17 protein-coding genes and 2 pseudogenes are annotated in these 21682 nt (G+C 74.4%); 9 read left to right on the top strand and 10 right to left on the bottom strand.

Features of this window, described 5'->3' with window-relative positions:
* The first annotated feature begins 63 nt into the window (after positions 1-63).
* Positions 64-1017: an alpha/beta fold hydrolase gene (locus ACFV6E_RS05495; protein WP_385459521.1), complete on the top strand. Its 954-nt coding sequence runs from the start codon at positions 64-66 to the stop codon at positions 1015-1017.
* A 192-nt stretch (positions 1018-1209) separates the two neighbouring features.
* Here ACFV6E_RS05495 and ACFV6E_RS05490 read toward each other — a convergent pair whose 3' ends face one another.
* From ACFV6E_RS05490 to ACFV6E_RS05470, 5 genes are all read right to left on the bottom strand, one after another.
* Positions 1210-1413 (bottom strand): cold-shock protein, encoded by a 204-nt coding sequence (locus ACFV6E_RS05490; protein ID WP_365236484.1) that lies wholly within the window; start codon positions 1411-1413, stop codon positions 1210-1212.
* A 272-nt stretch (positions 1414-1685) separates the two neighbouring features.
* On the bottom strand, positions 1686-2462 hold the full coding sequence (locus tag ACFV6E_RS05485; protein WP_385459519.1) for a GAF and ANTAR domain-containing protein: 777 nt from the start codon (positions 2460-2462) through the stop codon (positions 1686-1688).
* Positions 2463-2544: 82 nt separating this feature from the next.
* On the bottom strand, positions 2545-3279 hold the full coding sequence (locus ACFV6E_RS05480; RefSeq protein ID WP_385459517.1) for a TIGR03943 family putative permease subunit: 735 nt from the start codon (positions 3277-3279) through the stop codon (positions 2545-2547).
* The gene (locus ACFV6E_RS05475; RefSeq protein WP_385459515.1) at positions 3276-4307 is read right to left on the bottom strand and encodes a permease; all 1032 of its coding nucleotides are present in this window, start codon (positions 4305-4307) and stop codon (positions 3276-3278) included. Before ACFV6E_RS05475 ends, ACFV6E_RS05480 begins: the two co-directional genes overlap by 4 nt.
* 112 nt (positions 4308-4419) lie before the next feature.
* Entirely contained in the window at positions 4420-5763 is a 1344-nt protein-coding gene (locus tag ACFV6E_RS05470; protein WP_385161650.1) for a tetratricopeptide repeat protein, read from the bottom strand.
* A 158-nt stretch (positions 5764-5921) separates the two neighbouring features.
* Between ACFV6E_RS05470 and ACFV6E_RS05465 the strand changes: the two genes are divergently transcribed.
* Complete coding sequence (locus ACFV6E_RS05465) at positions 5922-6080, top strand: hypothetical protein (RefSeq protein WP_385161648.1); 159 nt, start codon at positions 5922-5924, stop codon at positions 6078-6080.
* A 153-nt stretch (positions 6081-6233) separates the two neighbouring features.
* Here ACFV6E_RS05465 and ACFV6E_RS05460 read toward each other — a convergent pair whose 3' ends face one another.
* Together ACFV6E_RS05460 and ACFV6E_RS05455 are read right to left on the bottom strand one after the other, a co-directional pair.
* Positions 6234-7316: a hypothetical protein gene (locus ACFV6E_RS05460; RefSeq protein WP_385459513.1), complete on the bottom strand. Its 1083-nt coding sequence runs from the start codon at positions 7314-7316 to the stop codon at positions 6234-6236.
* Between the two features lie 143 nt (positions 7317-7459).
* Complete coding sequence (locus ACFV6E_RS05455; RefSeq protein ID WP_385161721.1) at positions 7460-8638, bottom strand: PP2C family protein-serine/threonine phosphatase; 1179 nt, start codon at positions 8636-8638, stop codon at positions 7460-7462.
* A 276-nt stretch (positions 8639-8914) separates the two neighbouring features.
* Here ACFV6E_RS05455 and ACFV6E_RS05450 point away from each other — a divergent pair, with 276 nt between their 5' ends.
* Positions 8915-9403 carry a hypothetical protein gene (locus tag ACFV6E_RS05450; protein ID WP_385459511.1) on the top strand — a complete coding sequence of 163 codons (489 nt, stop codon included), beginning with the start codon at positions 8915-8917 and terminating at the stop codon, positions 9401-9403.
* A 170-nt stretch (positions 9404-9573) separates the two neighbouring features.
* Positions 9574-10473, top strand: coding sequence for a hypothetical protein (locus ACFV6E_RS05445; RefSeq protein ID WP_385161642.1), 900 nt, complete (start codon positions 9574-9576; stop codon positions 10471-10473).
* A 613-nt stretch (positions 10474-11086) separates the two neighbouring features.
* Here ACFV6E_RS05445 and ACFV6E_RS05440 read toward each other — a convergent pair.
* Positions 11087-12385 (bottom strand): annotated as a pseudogene (locus ACFV6E_RS05440) (PLP-dependent aminotransferase family protein); the annotation flags it as partial.
* A 100-nt stretch (positions 12386-12485) separates the two neighbouring features.
* On the opposite strand from ACFV6E_RS05440, the gene ACFV6E_RS05435 reads away from it, so the two are divergent.
* The 3 genes and pseudogenes from ACFV6E_RS05435 to ACFV6E_RS05425 all read left to right on the top strand — a co-directional run.
* Positions 12486-13349 (top strand): alpha/beta fold hydrolase, encoded by an 864-nt coding sequence (locus ACFV6E_RS05435; RefSeq protein ID WP_385161640.1) that lies wholly within the window; start codon positions 12486-12488, stop codon positions 13347-13349.
* Positions 13350-13437: 88 nt separating this feature from the next.
* Positions 13438-14451, top strand: coding sequence for an endonuclease/exonuclease/phosphatase family protein (locus ACFV6E_RS05430; RefSeq protein WP_385459509.1), 1014 nt, complete (start codon positions 13438-13440; stop codon positions 14449-14451).
* Between the two features lie 281 nt (positions 14452-14732).
* Positions 14733-15110, top strand: a pseudogene (locus ACFV6E_RS05425) (FUSC family protein); the annotation flags it as partial.
* 157 nt (positions 15111-15267) lie between these two features.
* Here the strand turns inward: ACFV6E_RS05425 and snpA are convergent.
* Positions 15268-15924: a snapalysin gene (gene snpA / locus ACFV6E_RS05420; protein ID WP_385161636.1), complete on the bottom strand. Its 657-nt coding sequence runs from the start codon at positions 15922-15924 to the stop codon at positions 15268-15270.
* Between the two features lie 218 nt (positions 15925-16142).
* Here snpA and ACFV6E_RS05415 point away from each other — a divergent pair, with 218 nt between their 5' ends.
* Complete coding sequence (locus ACFV6E_RS05415; protein WP_385459507.1) at positions 16143-17159, top strand: LysR family transcriptional regulator; 1017 nt, start codon at positions 16143-16145, stop codon at positions 17157-17159.
* 27 nt (positions 17160-17186) lie between these two features.
* Here ACFV6E_RS05415 and ACFV6E_RS05410 read toward each other — a convergent pair whose 3' ends face one another.
* The gene (locus tag ACFV6E_RS05410; RefSeq protein WP_385459505.1) at positions 17187-19286 is read right to left on the bottom strand and encodes a PhoX family protein; all 2100 of its coding nucleotides are present in this window, start codon (positions 19284-19286) and stop codon (positions 17187-17189) included.
* A 750-nt stretch (positions 19287-20036) separates the two neighbouring features.
* On the opposite strand from ACFV6E_RS05410, the gene ACFV6E_RS05405 reads away from it, so the two are divergent.
* Positions 20037-21518, top strand: a complete 1482-nt coding sequence (locus ACFV6E_RS05405; RefSeq protein ID WP_385459503.1) for a VWA domain-containing protein — start codon at positions 20037-20039, stop codon at positions 21516-21518.
* Positions 21519-21682: the final 164 nt, after the last annotated feature.

Raw genomic sequence — 21682 nt, 5'->3', positions numbered from 1 at the left:
ACAAGCTCATATCAGCACGTGGCCACGGAACAGCACGCGGCCACGCCCTCAGAAAGGTCCGCCATGCCCCCGACCACCCCGGCCGCCACCGCGACCACCCCGTCCGCCCCGGCCGTCCCCGGCTTCCGGCAGCACCGCGTCCCCGTCGCCGACGGAGTGTCCCTGAACGTCGCGGTCGGCGGCTCCGGAAGCCCCGTCGTCCTGCTGCACGGCTTCCCGCAGACGCATCTGATGTGGCGGCACGTCGCCGCCGATCTCGCGGCCGAGCACACGGTCATCTGCCCCGACCTGCGCGGTTACGGAGCCAGCGACAAGCCGGCCGAGACCGGCGCGGACACGTACGCGAAGCGGACGATGGCCGCCGACATCGTGACGCTCGCGCGGGAGCTGGGCCACGAGCGCTTCGCGCTCGCCGGGCACGACCGGGGCGCCCTCGTCGCCGTACGCGCCGGGCTCGACCACCCGGACGCCGTCACGCACCTCGCGGCGCTCGACGTGCTGCCCACCCTGGACATGTGGGACGTGCTGCACGGCACGACCGCGGCCGTCGGCTTCCACCTGTTCCTGATGGCCCAGCCGCCCGGACTGCCCGAGCAGCTGATCGGTGCGGCGCCGGACGCGTTCTTCGGCCACTTCCTCGACCTGTGGACCCGGGATCCGGCGGCGATGCCCGCGGACGTCAGGGCCGCCTACCTGGCGGCGTGCCGGGCCGCCGTGCCCTCGATCGTCGCCGACTACCGGGCCTCGGCGGGCATCGACGTCGAGCACGACCGGGCCGACCGCGACGCCGGGGTGCGGCTGCGGATGCCGGTCACCGTCCTCCAGCAGGACTGGGGCGCCGCGCTCGGCTACGACGCGACGGCCCTGTGGTCGGCCTGGGCGCCCGACCTGCACCACCGCACGGTGTCCTGCGGCCACTTCATGGCCGAGGAGGCCCCGGCGGAGGTCGCGGCGGCGCTCCGTGACCTGCTCACCCGCACTCCGGACACCGGAATGCAATACGGAACCGGCGAATAGCGCGGCGCCGCACATACGCGAGAGCGAAAAGCGGGGGAGACGAAGAGGAGAGGGAAAGGAGAGATGATTACGGGGTGAAAGTCCCGTGAACAAATGCAGGTGGCCGGGACCGCACCATGTGAGGTGCGGCCCCGGCCACCTGTACGCGTCAGCCGACCCGCGGGTCAGGCGTCTGCCTCGGCGTGAGCCGGATCAGGCAGGGACGATGTTCTCGGCCTGCGGGCCCTTCTGGCCCTGCGTGACGTCGAACGAGACCTTCTGGCCCTCCTGGAGCTCACGGAAGCCCTGGGTGGCGATGTTCGAGTAGTGGGCGAAGACGTCGGCGCCGCCGCCGTCCTGCTCGATGAAGCCGTAACCCTTTTCCGAGTTGAACCACTTCACGGTACCGGTAGCCATATCAATTCTCCTTACGGGAGCAGTGCTCAAGAATCCGCACCTCGCGGACCCTCGTCGCCGCAATGATTGACCCGTCCGGAGAGAACCCCGGGAAATTCAAAGGCTGAACAACCGGTGTGAACCGGAAGATGCACCCAGGAAACTTTGGGAACCACAACTGCAACTCGAATCGACAGTAACACGATGAGCGCCCGAAGTGACGGTCAAAGGGTCACCCGTTCGCACGCAACCGCCATGGACCGGCCGGCATGGCGCGGGACGTCCGCCGCGGGTCACTCGTCGTCGAACCGCTTGCGGTGGGCTATCACCTCGCGGGCCGCGGCGCCCGCCGTGCGGCCGTGCGCGAAGGCGTAGCCGCGCAGCCGGGCCAGGGCGTCCCCGGCGCCGAGGTCGAGCTGGGCCATGATCATGCCGGTGGCCTGGTGGATCTGCTCGTGCTCCGAGGTCATCCGGCCGAGCCGGGAGTCGCCGCCCCCGAACACCGTCCACTCCTCGTCCGGCAGGGCCATCAGGGCGACCGTGACGACGCCCGCCACCAGGCCCCCCGTCCGCAGGTCCCGCCCGGTGGGCTCGCCCGGGGTGTCCCGGTAGAGGTCCAGGCTGCCGACGCAGGCCGCGCCCTCGCCCAGCGGCAGCGAGTACACCGCCCTGACGCCCGCTCCGGTGGCCTGTTCGGCGAAGACCGGCCAGCGGCCGAGGTCGGCCCCGCGGGCCAGGTCGCACGCGAACACCGGCGCCCCGGCCGCCGCCGCGTCCAGCCCCGGGCCCTCGCCCAGCGTGCCCTGGACGTCCGCGACCCGGGCCGCCGTCCCGTCGCTCGCCCCCAGCCGTACCGGCAGTCCGTCGCCGCGCAGCAGCACGCTCGCGCCGCAGACCGGCAGCAGCCGTACGGCGGTGGCGCACAGCCGGGCGGGCAGCTCTTCGAGCGGTGCCTCGTACGCCTCCTCGGCGACGACCGAGGCGAGCCGGGCCCACTCGCCGTCCTCCTCCGGGCTGCCGCTCCACCCGGGACCCGGTGTGCCGCCGCTGTCGTCCTCCTCCGGGCGCACGCCCACCGCCTCCTTCCACCGCTCGCCTGGCGGGACCCCGCGGTGGGTACCCAGCGACGCCGTGCCCAAGTCGGGCGCGCGCTCAGCGCCTCTCGTACGGGTTCGCCGGCTGCTTCACCCGGGTGAGGGAGGCGGCGTCGAGCACCGGCGGCCACGCCTCGTCGGAGCCGAGGGCGCCGTGCGGCCGCCAGGTGCCGGTCAGGGTGACCCACTGGCCGTCCTCGGGGGCGTCGGCTCCCTCGATCCGCACCTTGTACGTGCTCGCGTCGGCCGCGCAGCAGGTGATGCGGAGCCGGGCCAGGTACCAGGTGCCGTCCGAGCCGCGGACGACGAAGCCGGTCAGCCGTACCGTCCGGCCCTTCAGCGACCGGTTCTCGTCGTAGATCGCGCGGGACGTGAACTCGCCGAGGGTCAGGTCCACCGGGTCCCCGGCGGCGAGCGCGGGGAAGGTGCCGACGCCCTGGGCCGCGCGCTCCGCCGCCTCCCGCTCCGCGCTGTACGTGCCGAGCGCGGGCGGCGGGAAGAGCAGCAGCACGGCGGCGGGCACCGCGAGCAGCCAGGCGATCCGGGGCGTACGACCGTGCTCATGACCGTGACCGTCGTCGTCATCGCCGTTATCGCCCTCGTCGTGCCTCTCAGGTGCCCGCGTACGTACGGCGGACACGGCCCCGAGTGCCGCCAGCAGTACGCCCGACGCGATCAGGTACGGACACAGCCCCTGCTGCACGTACCGCAGGTACAGGTCGCTGAAGAGCGAGACGCGCAGCACGGCGGCGCCGCTCAGCAGCAGGAGCAGGGCGGGCCCGTAGCGCCTCACAGCAGCCACCATCCCGTCAGCACGCTGCACACCAGGGCGACCAGCCAGGTCACGGAGGAGAACCGGACGGCGAAGGCCCGGCCGAACGTGCCCGCCTGGAGGGCGATCAGTTTCAGGTCCACCATGGGGCCGACCACCATGAAGGCCAGGCGCGCGGTGGGCGAGAAGCCGGTGAGCGAGGCCGCCACGAACGCGTCCGCCTCGCTGCACACGCACAGCACGACGGCCAGGACGGCGAGGAGCGGTACGGCGAGCCAGGGGGAGCCGGTGAACACGTCGAGCACCGAGCGCGGCACGGCGATGTTGAAGGTCGCCGCGGCCGCCGCGCCGAGCACCAGGAAGCCGCCCGCGTGCAGGAAGTCGTGCTGGAGTCCGGCCCCGAAGTCCGCCCAGCGCGAGGCGGCGCCTCCGCCACCTGTACGCGTACGGGGCGCGGCGGGCAGTTTCAGCAGGTCGTCGCGGCCGAACCGGGCCCACAGCCAGCCCATCACCACCGCCGCGGCGAGGGAGGCGACGAGCCGGGCGAGGACCATGCCGGGCCGGCCCGGGAAGGCGACGGAGGTCGCGACCAGGACCACCGGGTTGATCGCGGGCGCGGAGAGCAGGAAGGCGAGGGCCGCCGCCGGTGCCACGCCGCGGCGCATCAGGCTGCCCGCCACCGGGACGGACGCGCACTCGCAGCCCGGCAGGACCGCTCCGGCCGCACCCGCGACGGGCACGGCGAGCGCCGGGTTGCGCGGCAGCAGTCTGCTGATCACCCGGTCGGGCACGAAGGCGCCGATCGCCGCCGACACCAGGGTGCCGAGCAGCAGGAAGGGGACGCCCTGGACGACCACGGCGGTGAACACCGTCCACCAGGCGGACATCGCGGGCGTCGCCAGGTCGAGCGCGACCACCGGGCCGACGACGGAGACGAAGACGCCGATCGCGGTCAGCGCGAGTCCGCCCACGACCGCGTACACCAGGGCGCGGGCGGCCCGCAGCGCCCCGTGGGCGACCTCGTGCCGCCGGTACCGCTGATCGCTCACCCGGGCAGGCTAGGAGGGGGCGCTGTGCGGAAGCAGGGAGAAGCTGGGAGTCGGCTGTGCACGCGGCCGGGAGGGCCGAAAAGCCACCAGTGAGGGCAGCGGGCAGCCGGCGTCAGAGCGGGGGCTGTGCCGGGGCCGGTCCCAGGGTCGTCGTGCCGGGGGCCGTCCGGTGGCCGAGCCCCGTGCGGTACGCGTCGAGCGCGGCCTCGGTCCGGCCGCCGCGGCGCAGCAGGTCGCCGAGGAGCCGGCACAGGTCGGCCAGGTCGCCCGCCGCGCCCGCCCGCTCGAGCAGGCTCAGCGCGCGGACGTAGTGTTCCTCGGCGGCCTCGGTGTCGTGCGCGTCCTCGGCGATGATGCCGAGCAGCCGGTGCGCGGCGGCCGCGTGCACCGCTCCGCGCTCGGAGCTGAGGTCGCCGAGCACCTCGCGCAGCAGCTTGGCGGCCTCCTCCGACTTGCCGCGCCGGTGCAGCACGTCGGCGAGCTCGACGGCGACCTGGCTGGTGTAGAGGGCGGCCCGCTTGGCGGACAGCATGGTCCTGGCCTCGCGCAGCTCGCTCTCGGCGCGGTCGAGGTCCCCGTTCTGCGCGTACAGGTAGCCGCGCATCCAGTGGCAGTTGGCCAGTTCCGTACGGATCTGGAGCCGGCGGTAGAGCTCGGCGGCCTTGGCCAGCGAGGCGTCGGCCTCGGCGGTGCGGCCCTCGGCGAGCAGGGTGCGGGCGACGGACCGGTGCATGCGGGCGACCAGCGCCGGGTCGCCGGCCTGCGGGGCGAGGGCCAGCGCCAGTTCGGCGGCCTGGGCGGCGCGGGCGTGCGCGCCCATGTCCATGTACGGGGCGATGACGCCGGTGTAGAGGAGCAGCAGGGCGTCCGGGTCGTGCAGTCCGTTGCGGTTGAGCTCGTCGAGGGTGGACTCGAACAGGTAGCAGGCGTAGCGCAGCTCACCGGCGAGGTAGTGGGCGACGGCCCGGCCGCGCAGGGCGGGGACGCGCAGCGGCAGCGGGGCGTCCCCGAGCCGCTGCTCGGACTGTTCGAAGCGGGTCCTGGCCACTTCGAGGTCGCCGGTCTCCAGGGCGCATTCGCCGAGGCCGAGCAGGGCGGCGGCCTGTTCGGCGACGAGACCGTGCGTCTCGGCCTCCGTGAGCAGCGCCTCGTACTGCTCGGCGGCCACCTCGGCCTCGCCGGTCGCGAGGGTGCGCTGCGCGTCGGTCAGCCGCAGCCGCAGCCCGGTGGCGAGGTGGGCCGGGCGGCCGGTGGCCAGCTCCTCGTACGCCACGCCGAGCCGGTCGGCGATGTGCCGCAGCGCCGGTTCGGAGGCGCGGACCCGGCCGGCCTCCAGGGTGGAGATGTACGCCGGGGTGTAGGCCGGCTCCGCGAGCTGCCTCTGGGTGAGCCCGCGCTCGGTGCGCAGCTGCTGCACCCTGCGCCCGATGATTTGCGGGTCGTCGCGTTCCGCCATGAATTAAGCATGCCATTAAGGCGGCTTACACTCCGGTTATTCCTGACGTTCGTTCAACTCACCTGCGCACTCTTGCCCTTGGCCTCAGGATGGCTCTACGTTAAGTGACGCATTAAACAAGCTTAATAACCCGCTGAAGCCGCTGCTGCGAGGTCGCCGTGCTCCGACGCATCCCCAACCGCCCGGTCAGGGTCTTCGGCGCCGCGGTCGTCGCCGTCGCGGCACTGGTCACCGCCGCGAACGCGGGCCCGGCGAAGGCGGCCGAGCCGCCGCGGCCGTCCCACGGCGCACCCACCCAGACCCAGCGGACCCCGTAGAAGGCGCGTAGCCGGACCCGGCGGACCCCGCAGACGTCGCGCGGCCGGGACCGGCGGAACCCGCAGACGTCGCGCGGCCGGGACCGGCGTAACCCCTCAGTCGCGCGGCCGGGACCGGCGGAACCCCTCGCGGTCGGTCCCGGGCGGGTGCCGTCAGCCCGCGACCCCGGCCGCTCCCGCCCCCAGTTCCCCGAGGTGCTGCCGGATGTGTTCGAGGGCGCCCTCGCGGCGGCCGGGCACCCGCCTGCGCAGGTCGGCCAGCACGACGCCGAGTTCACGCGCCCGGGCCGCGTCCCGGATCAGCCCCCACTGGTGGTGGGCGCGGTCGACGGCCGCCTCGACGGCGGGCGCGTCCGGCGACTGGCCCGCGCCGAGCCGGGCCCCGGCCACCGCCAGCCAGCTCCGGCAGCTGCGGACCGGGTCCCCGGCGAACATCGCCAGGTCGGCCCCGACCTCCCGCCAGTGCAGCGCCTGCTCGGAGGCGGGACCGTACGCCCGTACCGCCGCCTGTTCCCACTGGGCGGCGAGCGCGGCGGCCTGGCCGTGCCGCCCCGCCTGCACGGCGGCGGTGATGTCGGCGTGCGGGTCGGGCGCCACCGGCACCCGCGCCCGCGCCGCCAGCACGATGCCGGGCCTGCCGCCCTCGCCGAGCGAGCGGGCCAGGGCGTGCTGGTGCAGCTCCTCGGCCGCCGGGCGGTACCCGCTGCGCAGGATCGTGGCCAGGGACTTCATGTACGCCGGCACGGCCGTCGTACGGCGTGGGGGCGGCGGGGCGACATGGCCGTACAGGGTCACGCCGTCCCCGGCGGTGAGCGGCTGTCCCGCCAGCTGCTGCCAGCTCTCGGTGTCCGCGTACAGGTCGGCGAAGACCGTGGTGGTGCCCGGCGGGCGCAGCCGCAGCTCCTCGCGCACCCAGTGCCAGGGGAAGGCGGTGTAGCGGACCGTCGACGGGGTGGTGCGGGCCAGCGCCAGGTGCGGCAGGTGCTGGCGGCGGTCGAGCTGGAGCTGCCCGGCGAGATAGACGGTCAGCGGCCCCGGGGCGGTCGCGGCGGCGCGCAGCCGGGTCAGCACGGCCTGCGGGTCGAGCGGGTCCGCCAGCTCCACCACGTTCGCGGTCTCCGCGCCGGACAGCACGGCGGGGTCGACGGCCGCGAGGACGGGGAGCACGGACGCCGCGTCCACCAGGCATCCCTTGCCCACCGGTGAGGCCGCGAGCAGCAGCACGGTTCCGGGCATCGTTCCTCCCCCGTTCCTTCCCCGTCGATCACGTACGTCAGCACCGTAACCGCTGCACGTGCGCAGGGGGGACGGGCGCGGTGTGAACGCCCGGCTATGCGTGGGCTTGTGGACCCGGGGGCACCGGCCGCGTGTCGCCGCCCTCAGCCGCCCGCGCGGCGGCGCGTGGAGCGGGCGGTGGGCACCGGGCGGCGTACGGCGAAGACCGTGGTGTCGTCGTCCAGGCGCCCCCGGCTGTGCCGCAGCGTGCCGTCGCGGACCAGCCGGACGAGCCGGCGCGGCTCGGCGGTGCGCGGGTCGGCGGCGACCGCCTCGGCGACCCGGTCCAGGAGCGGGAAGAAGGCGCCGTCGCGGTCGCGGGCCTCGGTCACCCCGTCGGTGACCAGCAGCAGCGTCTCGCCGGGGGCCAGCGGCACCCGCAGCACGGGCGGCGACTGCGGCACCAGCTCGCTCATGCCGAGCGGCAGCCCGTGCCCCGGCGGCAGCGGGCGCACCCCGCCGGGGCCGACCACCAGCGGTGGTTCGTGCCCGAAGTTGACGACCTCCATCTCGTGCGGGGTCTCGTCCGTGAAGCCGACCAGGATGCCGGTGGCGAAGCGGTCGCCGTCGGTCTGGCCGACCGCCGAGCAGTAGCACAGGTGCCGCCGCAGCCTGGTCTCCAGGCGTTCGGCCACCGTCTCCAGGGCGGGTTCGTGGTAACCGGCCTCGCGGAAGGTGCCGAGCAGCGCGGAGGCGACGCCGACCGCGCCGAGGCCCTTGCCCTGGACGTCGCCGAGGAGTACGCGGGTGCCGCAGGGGCCCGGCTGGATGTCGTAGAAGTCGCCGCCGACCCGTGCCTGGACGTCCGCGGGCAGGTACACGGCGGCGTGTTCGAGGCCGCCCCAGACCGGCGGCAGCGGGCGCAGCACCGCCCGCCGGGTGGTCTCGGCGACGTCCCGCATGTGCAGCATGCGCCGCTCGCCGCGCACCCGGATCGCGCACGCGAGGGTCGCGAGGATGCCGCCGACGGCGACCAGGATGAAGTCGGGCAGCCCGGACTGGTACTGGTGCGGCCAGGACCGGTCCACGGTGATGTACGCGATCGTCGACAGCGCGGCGAAGACGGCGGTGCCCCACACCCCGCAGATCGCCGCGGCGATACCGGGCACGAGCACGATCCAGGAGATGACCCGGAACTCCCCGGAGGTGTTGGCGTCGGCCACCGCGATGCCGAGGAGCAGCAGCAGCGGGGGCACCCAGGCGACGCTGCGGCCCCGCACGCGCAGCAGCCGCTGGCGCGCGACGGCGTCGGGCCGCCCGGCCCGCGACAGCCGGCCGAGCAGGCCGAAGGCCCTGGCGTGCCCCCGGCCCCGGAGCCGGTTTCCCGGGCCGGGTCGCACGTCGCGCCGCCGGGCGCCCACCTGCCCGTACCGGCTTCTCAGCGGACGGCCGGGGCCGGGGCGCGCGCCGAGAGGCCCGCCTCCTCCGGTCCGCCGCCGCGTACGAGCTTCATGCGGCCCAGCGAAACACGGTGCCGGGACGCCCGCATCCCGACTTGCCCCCGGTCCGCCGCGGGTGTGCGCTGGAAGGCGGGGCGAGTAATTGGAAGGAGTGTTCCCATGGCTCATGCGGCACCCGCGTCAGGGACACGACGCACCACCGGCTCCACCGACCGCACCTCCCGCGCGCCGGACACCGTCCTCGGTCCGCGCGTCCACGCCGTCGCACGGGTCGCGGTGCCCGCGGTGCTCGGTCTGCTCTACGGGTACTGGGCCGCCCAGATGCGGCGCGACGCCGGGCCCATCACCGGCTGGAACGTCCTCTTCGGCATCGTGACCGGGGTCGTCTTCATGCTCGTCTGGATCGCTGTGGCCGCGGTGGCGCCCCGGCTGGCCCGGGGCGCGCACGCCGCGATGTGGGGCGCCTTCGCGGGCATCGCGTTCGGCTTCCTGTACAGCCAGGGCGATTCGTCCGTGCTGCGCTGCTCGATGACGGCGCTGCTGGTGGGCGCGGGAGTCTTCCTGGCGATGTTCTACCGGATCACCGCGCACGAGGAGGCGGCCGAAACCGCGGCGGGGGACCGGACGCGGGCCCGCCCGACCGCCTGAGCGCACCGCGGACCGGGGGCCGGGGCAGGGGGCCGGGGCAGGGGGCTCCGTCCCGCGGACCGGGGGCCGGGGGCGCGGGCTCCGTCCCGCGCCCCCGAACGGCTTGTCATATGCCCCCATTTGCAGTCAAAAGTGTCGCAAGTGGCGCCCGCCGGGGTTTGCCTGACGGTGTGCCCCTACGTGTCCGCAGCGCCGTGTCGGCCGCGCTGATCGTGCTCGCCTGCCTGCTCGCGCCGGTGGGCGCGCTCGCGGCGTGGACCACGTACGAGATCGGCGACAGCGGCCGTTACGAGGCCACGACGGCGCCGCTCGCCGGTGACCCGCACGTCCGGGAGGCGATCGCCGCGTCGACCACCGCCGGGATCATGCGGGAGATCCACGTCGGGCCGCGGCTGCGCGGACAGGTGCACACCTTCGTACACGCGGCCGTGCGCTCCTTCACCAGGACGGACGCCTTCCGCACCGCGTGGGACACCGCCAACCAGGCCGCGTACGACGCCGTCATGCAGGGGCTGCGGGACAAGGGCGAGCGCTCGGTGACGCTGCGGCTCGGCCCCGTGACCCGGCAGGTCAAGCGTCAACTGGCCGCCGACCGCGTACCGTTCGCCGACCGCATCCCGGTCGGACACACCGAGGTCACCGTGGTGCGCGCCGCGGACCTCGACCGGCTCCGGAAGGGGTTCCAGATGCTGGAGATCGCCGGGTTCTGGCTGCCCGCCGCCGCCGTCGCCCTGGCGGTGACGGGCGTACTGGTCTCGGTCTGCCGCCGCCGCGCGGTGCTGGCGACCGGGCTCGGTACGGCGCTGGGCGCCGCGCTGCTCGGGGTGGCCGTCGCCGCCGGCCGCCGGATGACGCTGTCCGGCCTGCCGGAGGACGTGTCCGACGCGGCGGCCGGCGCCGTCTACGACACCCTGACCGCCACACTGCGCGCGACCTCCTGGGCGCTGCTGGGCCTGGGCCTGGCGGTGGCGCTCGCCGCGCTGCTCACGGAGCGGATCGGGCGAGCCCGGCGAGACTCCGCAACGCCCGAGCCAGCTCCCCCACCGGAGCCGACCCGAGTCCAAGCCTGACGGCATCGACGGCGGCGCCGGGACCGGAACGGACACCGGCACCGGGACCGGAACGGACACCGGTGCCGGCACCGCCCGCGACTTCGGCGCCGACCACGGCTTCGGCGCTGGCGCCGACCACGGCTTCGGTGCCGGCGCCGACCGCGACTTCGGTGCCGGCGCCGACCGCGATTACGGCGCTGGCGCCGCCCCCGGGCCCGGCGCCCGTCCCGGGCTCGGTCCCGACGCCAGCGCGGGTGCCGGTCCCGACGCCAGTACGCGTGCCGGTCCCGGCGCCGGTGCGAGTGCCGGTCCCGGGCGCGAGCCCGCCGCCGAGTCCGCCGCCGGTCGCGACTCCGGCGCCGACCGCGATTACTTCGCCGGTGCCGCCCCCGGACCCGGACCCGGGCCCGGTCTCGACGCCAGTACGCGTGCCGGTCCCGGCGCCGGTGCGAGTGCCGGTCCCGGGAACGATCCCGCCGTCGAGCCCGCCGCCGGTCGCGACTCCGGCGCCGACCGCGATTACGTCGCCGGTGCCGCCCCCGGACCCGGGCCCGACGCCAGCGCGGGTGCCGGTTCCGGCGCCCGTTCCGGGCGCGAGCCCGACGCCGGGTCCGCCGCCGTGACCGGCGTCGGTCGCGATCCCCGTGCCCGACCCGGACACCCCCCGCCCCGGTCCCACCGCGAACGCCGGGCCCGGGGTGATCGCGATGCCCAGGCGGGCCGCCGCCGCGGTGAACGTGTCGGCGCGCCACGGCGGTGGCAGCTCCCACCAGAGGTAGTAGGCGTGCGGGTCGGTCCGCACGGTGAAGCCCGCGAGGTGGTCGGCGGCCGACCGCTGGCGCCGGGCCGCGTCCGCGCGCTTCGCGGCGACGAGGGCGGCCACCGTGCCGTCGCCGGCCCACCGCACCGCGGCCGCCAGCGCGAAGCGTCCCGCCGTCCACCCGCCCGACCGCAGCGCCTCGCCCACCGCCTCCTGCCGCCCCTCCGGCACCACCAGGAACCCCACCGTGAGCCCCGGCGCGACCCGCTTGGACAGCCCGTCGACGACGTAGGTGCGCTCGGGCGCGTAAGCGGCGAGCGGCAGGTACCCATCGTCCCCGCCCCCGCCCCCGCCTTCGGAGGCACCGTCGCCGTCCGCGAGGAACGACCAGATGCGGTCCTCCACGACCGGGAGGTCCAGCTCCCGCACCGTACGGGCCAGTTCCGCACGTCGCGCGGGACCGGCCGTGATCGAGGTCGGGTTGTGCAGGGTCGGCTGGACGTACACGGCGGACAGCGGAGCGGCCCGGTGCGCGGCGGCCACGGCGTCCGGGCGCACCCCCTCACCGTCCATGGCCAGCGGCACCGGTACCACCCCGAGCCGCGCCACGATCTCCTTGACCAGCGGATACGTCAGCGCCTCGACGCCAACCCGGCCGCCCGCGGGCACCAGCGCGGCGAGCGCGCCCGCGATCGCCTGGCGGGCGTTCCCGGCGAACAGCAGCCGGTCCGGCGCCGGGCTCCAGCCGGGCACGGCGAGGAGCGCGGCGGCGGCCTCGCGCGCGGCGGACGTACCCGCGGCCGGGGCCGGCCGCATGGCCTCCGCCAGGACGTCGGGCCGCAGCAGCGGCGCGAGTCCTGCCGCGAGCAGCTCCGACTGGCCGGGCGCGGTGGGGTAGTTGAGCTCCAGGTTGACCGGTGCCGTCGTCGCCGGTTCGGCCAGGGCGCGCCCGGAGGGCACCGGCGCCGCCCGTACGAACGTGCCGCGTCCGACCTCGCCGACCACGAGCCCGCGCCGCACGAGTTCGCCGTAGACCCGTCCCGCCGTCGACCCGGCGATCCCGCGGCGCCGGGCGAACGCCCGCTGCGTGGGCAGCCGGTCACCGGGTTTCAGCCGCCCGGCGGCGATCTCCGCCGCGACCCGGTCGGCGATCCGCCGGTAGTCCTCCACCACGGCCCGCCCTCGCTTTCCCGTCACCCGCTCCCCGGCATTGCACCGAGGGCAAAGATTTTATTGCACCGAGGAGTTGGCGGCCTCTAGGGTCGAACACATGGCTCCCTTCCTCGCATACGAGGACAAAGGCCCCGGACCGTCGCACCCCTCCACGTCCTCCTCCGCGCACGCGTCCCGGCTGCCGCTCGTCCTCGTCCACGGCCACCCCTTCGACCGCACCATGTGGGACCCGCAGCTCGCCTTCTTCGCCGCGGAGCGCCGGGTGATCGCCCCCGACCTGCGCGGCTACGGCGCCTCCCCGGTCGTGCCCGGTGTCACCTCGCTCTCCACGTTCGCCTACGACATCGCGGACCTCCTGGATCACCTGGAGATCACCGAGTGCGTCCTCGGCGGCCTCTCGATGGGCGGCCAGATCGTCATGGAGTGCTACCGGCGTTTCCCCGGCCGCCTCCGGGGCCTGGTCCTCGCCGACACCTTCCCGGCCGCGGAGACCCCGGGCGGCAGGCTGGCCCGCAACGACATGGCGGACCGCCTGCTGGCCGAGGGCATGGGCGGGTACGCCGACGAGGTGCTGTACAAGATGGTCGCGCCCTACGCGGACGAGCGGGTCGCGGCGCACGTCCACCGCATGATGAAGGGCACGTCCCCGGAGGGCGCGGCGGCGGCCCTGCGCGGCCGGGCCGAGCGCCCCGACTACCGCCGACTGCTGACCCGCGTCACCGTCCCGGCCCTCGTGGTGGTGGGCGCCGACGACGAGTACACCCCCGTGTCCGACGCGGAGGCGATGCACGCGGCGCTCCCCGACTCCACGCTCCACGTGATCGAAGCGGCGGCCCACCTGCCCAACCTGGAACGCCCCGCGCGCTTCAACGAGGCCCTGTCCGCGTTCCTGGCCCGACTGGAGACGGCCCGCCCGGACACGGCCCTCCCGGACACGGCCCGCCCGGACACGGACACCTGAGCGCCCGCCCCCGGCAACCGTCCTGAGCGCCGTCCCGTCTTCGAGGGAGGCCACGCACGGCGAGGGCGGGAGAGGCGGGAGACCTGACGTGGGCATCGCGGCGGCCGAGTGGACGGACTCGGCGGAGCGGGACGAGGGCCCGCGCGGGCGGCCGCTCGCCGCCTGGCCGAGCGGGCTGCTGCTCGCCGGGGTGAGCGCCGTCGTCGGCTGCCGGGCCGCCGACACCGACGGGATCACGCCCGTACCGCAGGCGCTGGCGTTCCTGCCCTGGCTGCTGGTGCCCACCGTCTTCGCTCTGCTGCTCGCCGCGCTCGCCCGCTGGCGCACCGGTCTCGTCTGGGCCGTCCTGGCGCTCGGCGCGCTCGCCTGGTTCATCGAGCCGTACGGGAGGACCGGCGCCCCGGCCGGGCCCGCGGTCGCCGGGCTGCGGGTACTGACGTCCAACGTCGAGTTCGGCCGGGCCACGGACGCGCTCGTCCCCGCGATCCGGCGGGAGCGGCCGGACCTGGTGTTCGTGGAGGAGTGCGACGACGGCTGCCAGGACCGGCTGGACGCGGAGTTCCGCGAGACCGGCGCCTTTCCCTACCGCGCGGCCGTGCCCGGTACGGGCTCCGGGGGCTCCGTGATCCTGAGCCGCTTCCCGCTCCGCCGGGCCACCGGAGTGGACGGCTCCATGGGCATGCCCGGCGCCGTCGCCGAGGTGCGCGGCCACACCGTACGGCTCCAGCTCGCGCACCCCATGCCGCCGCTGCCCGAACAGCTCGGCGTCTGGCGCCGCGAACTCGGCGCGCTGCGCGCCTGGGCCGCCGCGGGCGACGGCACGCCCACCGTCCTGGCCGGCGACTTCAACGCCTCGCAGGACCACGCCGCGTTCCGCCGGATCCTCGACACCGGCCTGTACGACGGCGCGCGGCTCGCGGGCGCGGGCCGCACCCCGTCCTGGCCCGCGCGGACCGCGGGCACCGCACCGCACTTCGGCGCGCAGATCGACCACGTCCTGGTGTCCCCGGACTTCTCCGCGCGCCGGGCGGCGTTCCTGACCCTGCCCGGTACGGATCACCGCGCGCTCGTCGTCGATCTCACCCTCCACCAGCGCGAATGACCTCGAAGTGACCCGGTGATGAACCGCGGACACCGCGGCCCCGATCAGCCGGGACGGAGGCACCGGACGGACATGATGGCCCCATGTCCCGCCAGTTGCCCGCCACCCTCACCCCTCCCGACTGGCTGGTCAGGAACCTCCGCGCGCAGCGCGCCCCGGTCAACCGGGCCGCCGTCGCCCGCGCCGCCGTCGCGCTCGCCCTGCCAATCGCCCTCGGCCTCGCGGCCGGCCGCCCCGCCTACGGCGCCATCGCCTCCATGGGCACCCTCTCCGGTACGCCCGACCCCGCCGCCCGCACCCGGATGCGCCGCCGCCTGTACCGCGACCTGTCCGCCATCCGTACGGAGTTCCAGCGCGCCCTGACCGAACCGCCGCCCACCGGACGGCGCGCCACCGCCTGGTGGCCGCTGGTCGTCGCCGTCGAGCGGATCGTCGACGCCACGACGGCGGCCCGGGTCCGGATCAAGCAGGGCGCCGCGCCGCCGTCGGAGGCGGAGGTCACCCAGGTGGCCGGTCAACTGCGCGAACTGTCCGCCCGGCTGCGGGAGACCGAGACGCTCGTCGCCGTCCGCACCGACCTCACCGGCCCCGCGGACAGCGTCCTCGAACCGCTGCGGCAGGAGGTCGCGGCGGCCCTGGCGATCACGTCCCAGCCGTAGCCCCTGACCGGGGCGGACGACGACGGTGCGGGCCGCCCGTGCAGGGGGCGGCCCGCACCGGTGTGGGGGGTGGGGCTGTCGTTCTCCCGTGGCCTGCTGGCCTGCTGGCCTGCTGGCCTACTGGCCTACTGGCCTACTGGCCTACTGGCCTACTGGCCTACTTGGCGAGGGCCTTGTCCAGGGCGGCCGCGAAACCGTTGGCCCAGAGCTGGTTGACGCGCGAGCGCTCGGCGGCGTTCGGGTAGGCGTTGGTGCAGGAGGTGCCGGGACCGCCGCCCGACATCAGCTCGCTGCACGGGCCCGAGTAGTGGTCCGGCAGACCGAGCACGTGACCGGTCTCGTGGGCCGTCACGCGCGTGGAGTTGTACTGCCGGTTCTGCGCGTAGTCGAGGAAGATGTAGCCGCTGCCGTGCCCGTTCGTGGAGGCGTACGAGCCGCGCGAGTCGTTGCCCTCGTAGTACCGGAAGTCGGCGTTCGAGCCGGACTGGAGCTTCACGTTCGACACCGAGCTGTTCCAGATGGAGGCGCTGGCGGCTATCTGGGAGGCGAAGGTCGGGGCGCTGGAGGCGTTGTAGACGACGGTGACGACGGCGGCCTTCGGGTTGGCCGCGCGCTTCTCGGCGACGGACTTGATGACCGCCTCGAAGAACGCCTGGTTGGCCTTGGCCTCCTCGGCCGAGCCGTTGTACGCGGCGTACGGGGCGGCCGGGGCGGGGGCGGCCGAGGCGGGGACCGCCCCGAGCGCGGTGGCGGCGAGGCCGAGACCGGCGGTGGCGGCGAACAGCGTCCGGGACAGGGACATGCCAAATCTCATGGGGATGACTCCTCGGGTGGGGGGTGGTGGGGGGTGAAGGCGTCATCGCCGAGTGTCGGTGCCTGTGAGCCGGCTGTGATGATGGCAATGGGTGATAGGACGCGGCTATCGAGGGATCAACGGGATGTTCCGGTCCCGTTCCACCGTCCAGGACGGCTGGTTTACACGTGGTTTGTGTCTCTGGTGCAACGCCTGTCGCCGCCTTAGGCTCCCAGGGCATGGACCTCGAGGTGAGGCATCTCCGCGCACTGTGCGCCATAGCCGACACCGGCAGTCTGCACCGGGCGGCACGTCAGCTCGGCGTGGCCCAGCCCTCGCTGAGCACCCAGCTCCGCCGGATCGAACGGGAGCTGGGCGGGACGCTGTTCACCCGTGAGCACACGGGCTGCCATCCCACGCCGCTCGGCCGGCTGGTCCTGCTGCGCGCCCGGCCGCTGGTGACCGAGATGCGCGCCCTGGTCGCGGAGGCCAGGGCCGCCGCGGCGGACGGCCTCCAGCTCCGGCTCGGCTCCACCGCCAGCCGCGCCCTCCCGGGCTGGCTGCGCCGGCTGCGGCTCCGCCGGCAGGAACCGATCCTGCACATGAACGTCTCCGCGAACGCCCTGCTCCGCATGGTCGCCGACGGCCAGCTGGACGTCGCCTTCGTGCACGAGGTGGAGGGCAGCCCGCTGCGCGTCCCCGAGGGCCTGCGGCTGCGCGTCCTGGTCGACCGCGAGCCCCAGTTCGTCGGGCTGCCCCCGGACCACCCGGCCACGGCGACGACGGTGGTGCGCCTGACCGACCTGGCCGGGGACCGCTGGATGATCGACCCCACGGTGGACGGCGAGTGGGAGGCCGTGCACCGGATGCTGAACGCCGCCGGGCTCAACCCCCGTGTCCTGCACGGCGACTACCACACGGCCGCGTCCCTGGTCGCGACCGGCGAGGTGGTCACCGTCTGCCAGCCGACCGCGCTGTCCCGCCCCGAGATGGCGGTCCGCCGCCTCGACGGCGACCCGCTCGGCGTACGGCTGCTGCTCGCGGCCCGCTCGGACACGGAACTGGACACGGCGTTCCCACCCCTGGAGGAGGCGTACTGGGAGACGGCCCACGAGGCCCCGGCGTACCGGGAGTGGCTGGAGAGACGGCAGCCCCCGCGCCCCTTCAGGGGCGCGGGGAACTGCGCGACCAGCCACGACGTACCCGCGCCCGGCGCCCCGGAGAGGTACCCGGCAGACGCGACGCCGGTCTTCTGACGAAACCCTGGGTGACGAAGCACCCGGTCAGACCCCGATGTCGGAACCGTCCGCACGCCAGACCGCGACCACGGCCGGCCGGACGATCTTCCCGGCCCCGTCGGGCCAGACGCTGGCCGGACTCTCGACGGAGGCCCCGTCGACCTCACCCGGATGCTGGACAGCGACAAGCACCCGCCGGTCCTGGACGAGCGGACCGCAGGTCTCCGCCCCGGTAGGCACCGTCAGGAACTGCTTCAGCTCCCCGCGCCGGCTCCCCTGCGTGGCGACCCCGAAGAGCCCGTCGTGCGAACCGAGCTGCGCCCCGTCCGTGGAGATCCACAGATTGCCGTGCGGGTCGAAGGCCACGTTGTCCGGGCAGGAGATCGGGCTGACGTCGTCCTTCGGGAAGCCCGCGAAGTACGTGGCCGGGTCGGCCGGGTCGCCCGCGACGAGGAACAGCGACCAGGCGAAGGAGGTGGCCTCGGCCCTGCCCCGCCGCTCGGTGAGCTCCAGGATGTGCCCGTGCTTGTTGGCGTTGCGCGGGTTGGCCTCGTCGGCGGAGGCGTAACCGCTCTTGCCGCGGTTGGTGTTGTTGGTCAGCGCGACGTAGACCTTGCCGGTGCGCGGCGAGGGCTCGATGTCCTCGGGCCGGTCCATCTTCGTGGCGCCGACCTTGTCACCGGCGAGCCGCGTGAAGACGAGGACCTCCTCGGCGGTCATGCCGTCGACGTGCGACACGGCGCCGCGGGCGGTGGCGGTGACCAGCGGGAGCCACGTACCGCTGCCGTCGAACTCGCCGTCGGAGGGCAGCGTGCCGGAGCCGTCGAACTCAGCTGCCGGGGAGTCACCGGTGAGCTTGGCGACGTAGAGCGTCCCTTCGTCGAGGAGCGAGAGATTGTGCTCACGGACGGCCCGCGAGGATCCCTTCCGCATCTTCTTGCTGCCGACGAACTTGTAGAAGTAGTCGAAGCGCTCGTCGTCGCCGGTGTAGACGACGGGACGGCCGTCGTCGGTCATCCGGACGGTGGCGGCCTCGTGCTTGAACCGGCCGAGCGCGGTGTGCTTGCGCGGCGTGGACGTCGGGTCGTACGGGTCGAACTCGACGACGTACCCGAAGCGGTGCACCTCGTTCGGCTCCTGGGCGATGTCGAAGCGCTTGTCGAAACGCTCCCACTTGCGCTCGGTGGCCCCGGTCCCGATGCCGTACCGGGTGTCGGTGGTCCGGCTGCCGCCCGCGAAATACTGGTTGAAGTTCTCCTCGCCGTGCAGCGTGGTGCCCCAGGGGGTGGTGCCGCCGGAGCAGTTGTTGAGCGTGCCGAGCACCTTGCGGCCGGTGCGGTCGGCGGAGGTCTTCAGCAGGTCGGACCCGGCGGCGGGCCCGGTGAGCCGGAACTCGGTGGTGGCGGTGACGCGCCGGTTGAGGGAGTGCCGGGGAACGGCGGTGAGCTTCCCGGACTTCCGGTCCTCCTCCACGACGACGGCGGAGAGCCCGTGCGCGGCCCAGGCGACCTCGACCTGGTCACGGGTGGGGTTCTCGGCGTCGTACCCACGGAACATCAGCACTTCGTCGGTGTACTCGTGGTTCGCGACGAGGAGCTGACGGCTGCTGCCGTGCTCGCCGGGCAGCGGGAGCAGTGCGAGGAAGTCGTTGTTGTAACCGAACTGTCCGGCCTGGGCGGCGGCCGTCTGGTTCTCCGGGTCGAAGGCGGGGGCGCCGCGCAGAATGGGCTCGCCCCAGCGGATGACGACGTTCTGCCGGTAGCCGTCGGGTATGACGACGGCGTCGGTGGTGTTGGGGGCGACGGGCGTGAACCGGAGCCCGCGGGCCCCCTTGCCACCACTGTCGCCGTGACCGCCGTGACCGCCCTTGGCTGTGGTCGTCGCGGTCACGGCCGCCGCCTCCGGGGCGCCCGTGCCGACGACGGCGGACGTGCCCACGGCACCGGCCACCGTGACGACGGCGGCGGCGCGCATCATCGAGCGGCGGCTGAGTGCGTCGGAGATGACGTCGCCCACGTACTCGTTGGTGCTCGTGTTGGGGATGTCGTGGAAGCAGGCATCGCCACAGCGGAAGCGACAGGTCAGGGCGGACCGGCCGCCCGGATGCGAACCGGACGATCCGATCAACGGCAGCAGTTTGCGCACTTTGCTCTCCCCATACGTTCCCTTGGTGTCTGCGTGACGCTAGGGGCCCACGTGTGCGGGATCAGGGACTCGAAATGAAGTGAGGGTGAACGCGCGGCGACCGCAGGGGTGTTGTGAGCGGGCTGCGGGTGCGCTGTGAGCGAAACGGACGGCGGCCTCGCGCCACCGGGTCTCGCGCCCCGGCCGGGGACATGGTCACAAACTCCGGCCGCTAACCTTACGTGTCCGTCCTGGCCAGGGATTGACGGGCATCAACTCACGCGAAGGGTTGCGCACATGGGCATTCTCACTCTCCTGCGGAATGCGTTCGGCCGCTCACGCAAGGGTCGTGACGCCGACGCGGAGACTTCGCGAGAGTCATCGGCGTCGACGATCCCGGCCCCGGCGGAACCGGACACCACCCCGACTCCGGCGGAACCGGACATCACGGAGCCGCGGGCCGAGGAGACCGGCGCCGGCGCCGACGCCGATAAGACACCGAAGCCGACGACCGAGCCCGCCGCGGCGGTCCCGGCACCGTCCCCGGAGCCGACCCCGTCCGCGGCGTCCACGTCCGTGGCGGATGACCTGGTCTCGGCGGCGTTCGACAACGTGACGGTCCCCAAGCCGCGCACGACGGAACCGGAACTGGCGCCGACGCCTGCTCCGGCACCGGAAGCGGCCTCGGAGCCGGAGCCTGCGGCGAAGGCTGAGCCTGCGGCAGAGGCAGAGGCAGAGGCAGAGGCTGAGGCGGTCGCCGAGGCTGAGGTGATGGCGGAGCCCAAGGGCGAAATCCAGCCGGAGCCGGAACCGGCCACGGAGGCCGAACCGGAGCCGGCCACGGAGCCTGAGGCCGAGGCAGAGGTCCGGCCGGCGCCCGAGCCGGAGCCCGAGCCGGTTGCCGAGACCGAGGCAGAGCCCGCGCCTGCGCCTGCGGCCGAGGAGCCCAAGGCCGAGCCGGTCGCGGAGCCGGAGCCTGAGCCCGAGACCGAGGCCCAGCCGGAAACCGAGCCGGTCGCCGGGACCGAATCAGTCACCGAGGCCGAACCGGAGCAGACGCCCGAACCTGCCGCAGAGGCCGAGCCCGAGGCCGAGACTGAGGCTGAGGCCCAGCCGGAGCCCGAGCCGGTCGCCGGGACCGAATCAGTCACCGAGGCCGAACCGGAGCAGACGCCCGAGCCTGCCGCAGAGGCCGAGCCCGAGGCCGAGACTGAGGCTGAGGTCCAGCCGGAAACCGAGCCGGTCGCCGAAGCCGACCCCGCACCGGTCGCGGAGCCCGCGCCCGTCGCGGAGCCCGAGACCAAGCCCGAGCCGGCCGCGGAGCCCGAGGCAGAGACCGCTCCCGAGCCCGAGGCCGCTCCCGCCCCCGAGCCCGCCGAGCCCGCCGAGCCCGCCGCCGAGGCGCCCGCCGAGCCGGAGGCCGAGCAGGCCCCTGAACCGACGGCGGAGCCGAAGCCGGAACCGGAAACGCAGCCCGAGCCCGCAACGGAACCTTCCCCGGAGCCGCAGCCCGAGCCCGCAGCCGCCGAGGCCCCGGCCCCCGCCCCCGAGCCGGAGCCGGAAGCGACCCCCGAGCCGCAACCGGAACCGGAAGCGACCCCCGCCTCCACCGCCCCCGCCATCCACTCCACCGCCCCGGCCCTCGTCAGCGCGTACGACGCAGCCGGCGCGGAGCTGGAGAAGCGGGGCCTGGCCGGTACCCGCGCCCGGGTCTACCTGGTCCTGGACCGTTCCGGCTCCATGCGCCCGTACTACAAGGACGGCTCCGCGCAGGCGCTCGGCGAGCAGGTGCTGGCGCTCGCCGCGAACACCTCCCCCGACGCCACCGTGCACGTCGTCTTCTTCTCCACCGAGCTGGACGGCACCGGCGAGCTGACCCTGTCCGAGTACGAGGGCAAGGTCGACGAGCTGCACGCGGGCCTCGGCAAGCTGGGCCGTACGAGCTACCACGCCGCGATCGAGGAGATCGTCGCGGACTACGAGAGGTCCGGCACCGAGGACCCCGCGCTGGTCGTCTTCCAGACGGACGGCCCGCCGGACGCGAAGGGCCCCGCCAACCAGGCCCTCGCGGACGCGGCGAAGCTGCCGCTGTTCTTCTCCTTCATCGCGTTCGGCGAGCACGACGCGAAGGGCTTCGACTACCTGCGCAAGCTGAAGGCGGACAACGCGGCGTTCTTCCACGCGGGCCCGACGCCCAAGGAGCTGACCGACGCGGAGGTCTACGAGGGCCTGCTGGCGTCCTGGCGCCCGTAGCACCACCGCACCACCGCGACACCGCACCGCTACTGCGAAACCGCACCGCCACCGCGGTACCGCACCACCACTCGGCCGCCCGTTTCCCACCCCGTAAAACGGGAAGCGGGCGGCCTACCCATGTCGGCTACGATTTCAAGGTTCGTAAAGACGGACCGGTGAAA

Origin of the sequence: Streptomyces sp. NPDC059785, assembly GCF_042732375.1 — a bacterium.
Classification (GTDB): Bacteria; Actinomycetota; Actinomycetes; order Streptomycetales; family Streptomycetaceae; genus Streptomyces.
This window is presented reverse-complemented; position numbering and strand designations above follow the sequence as displayed.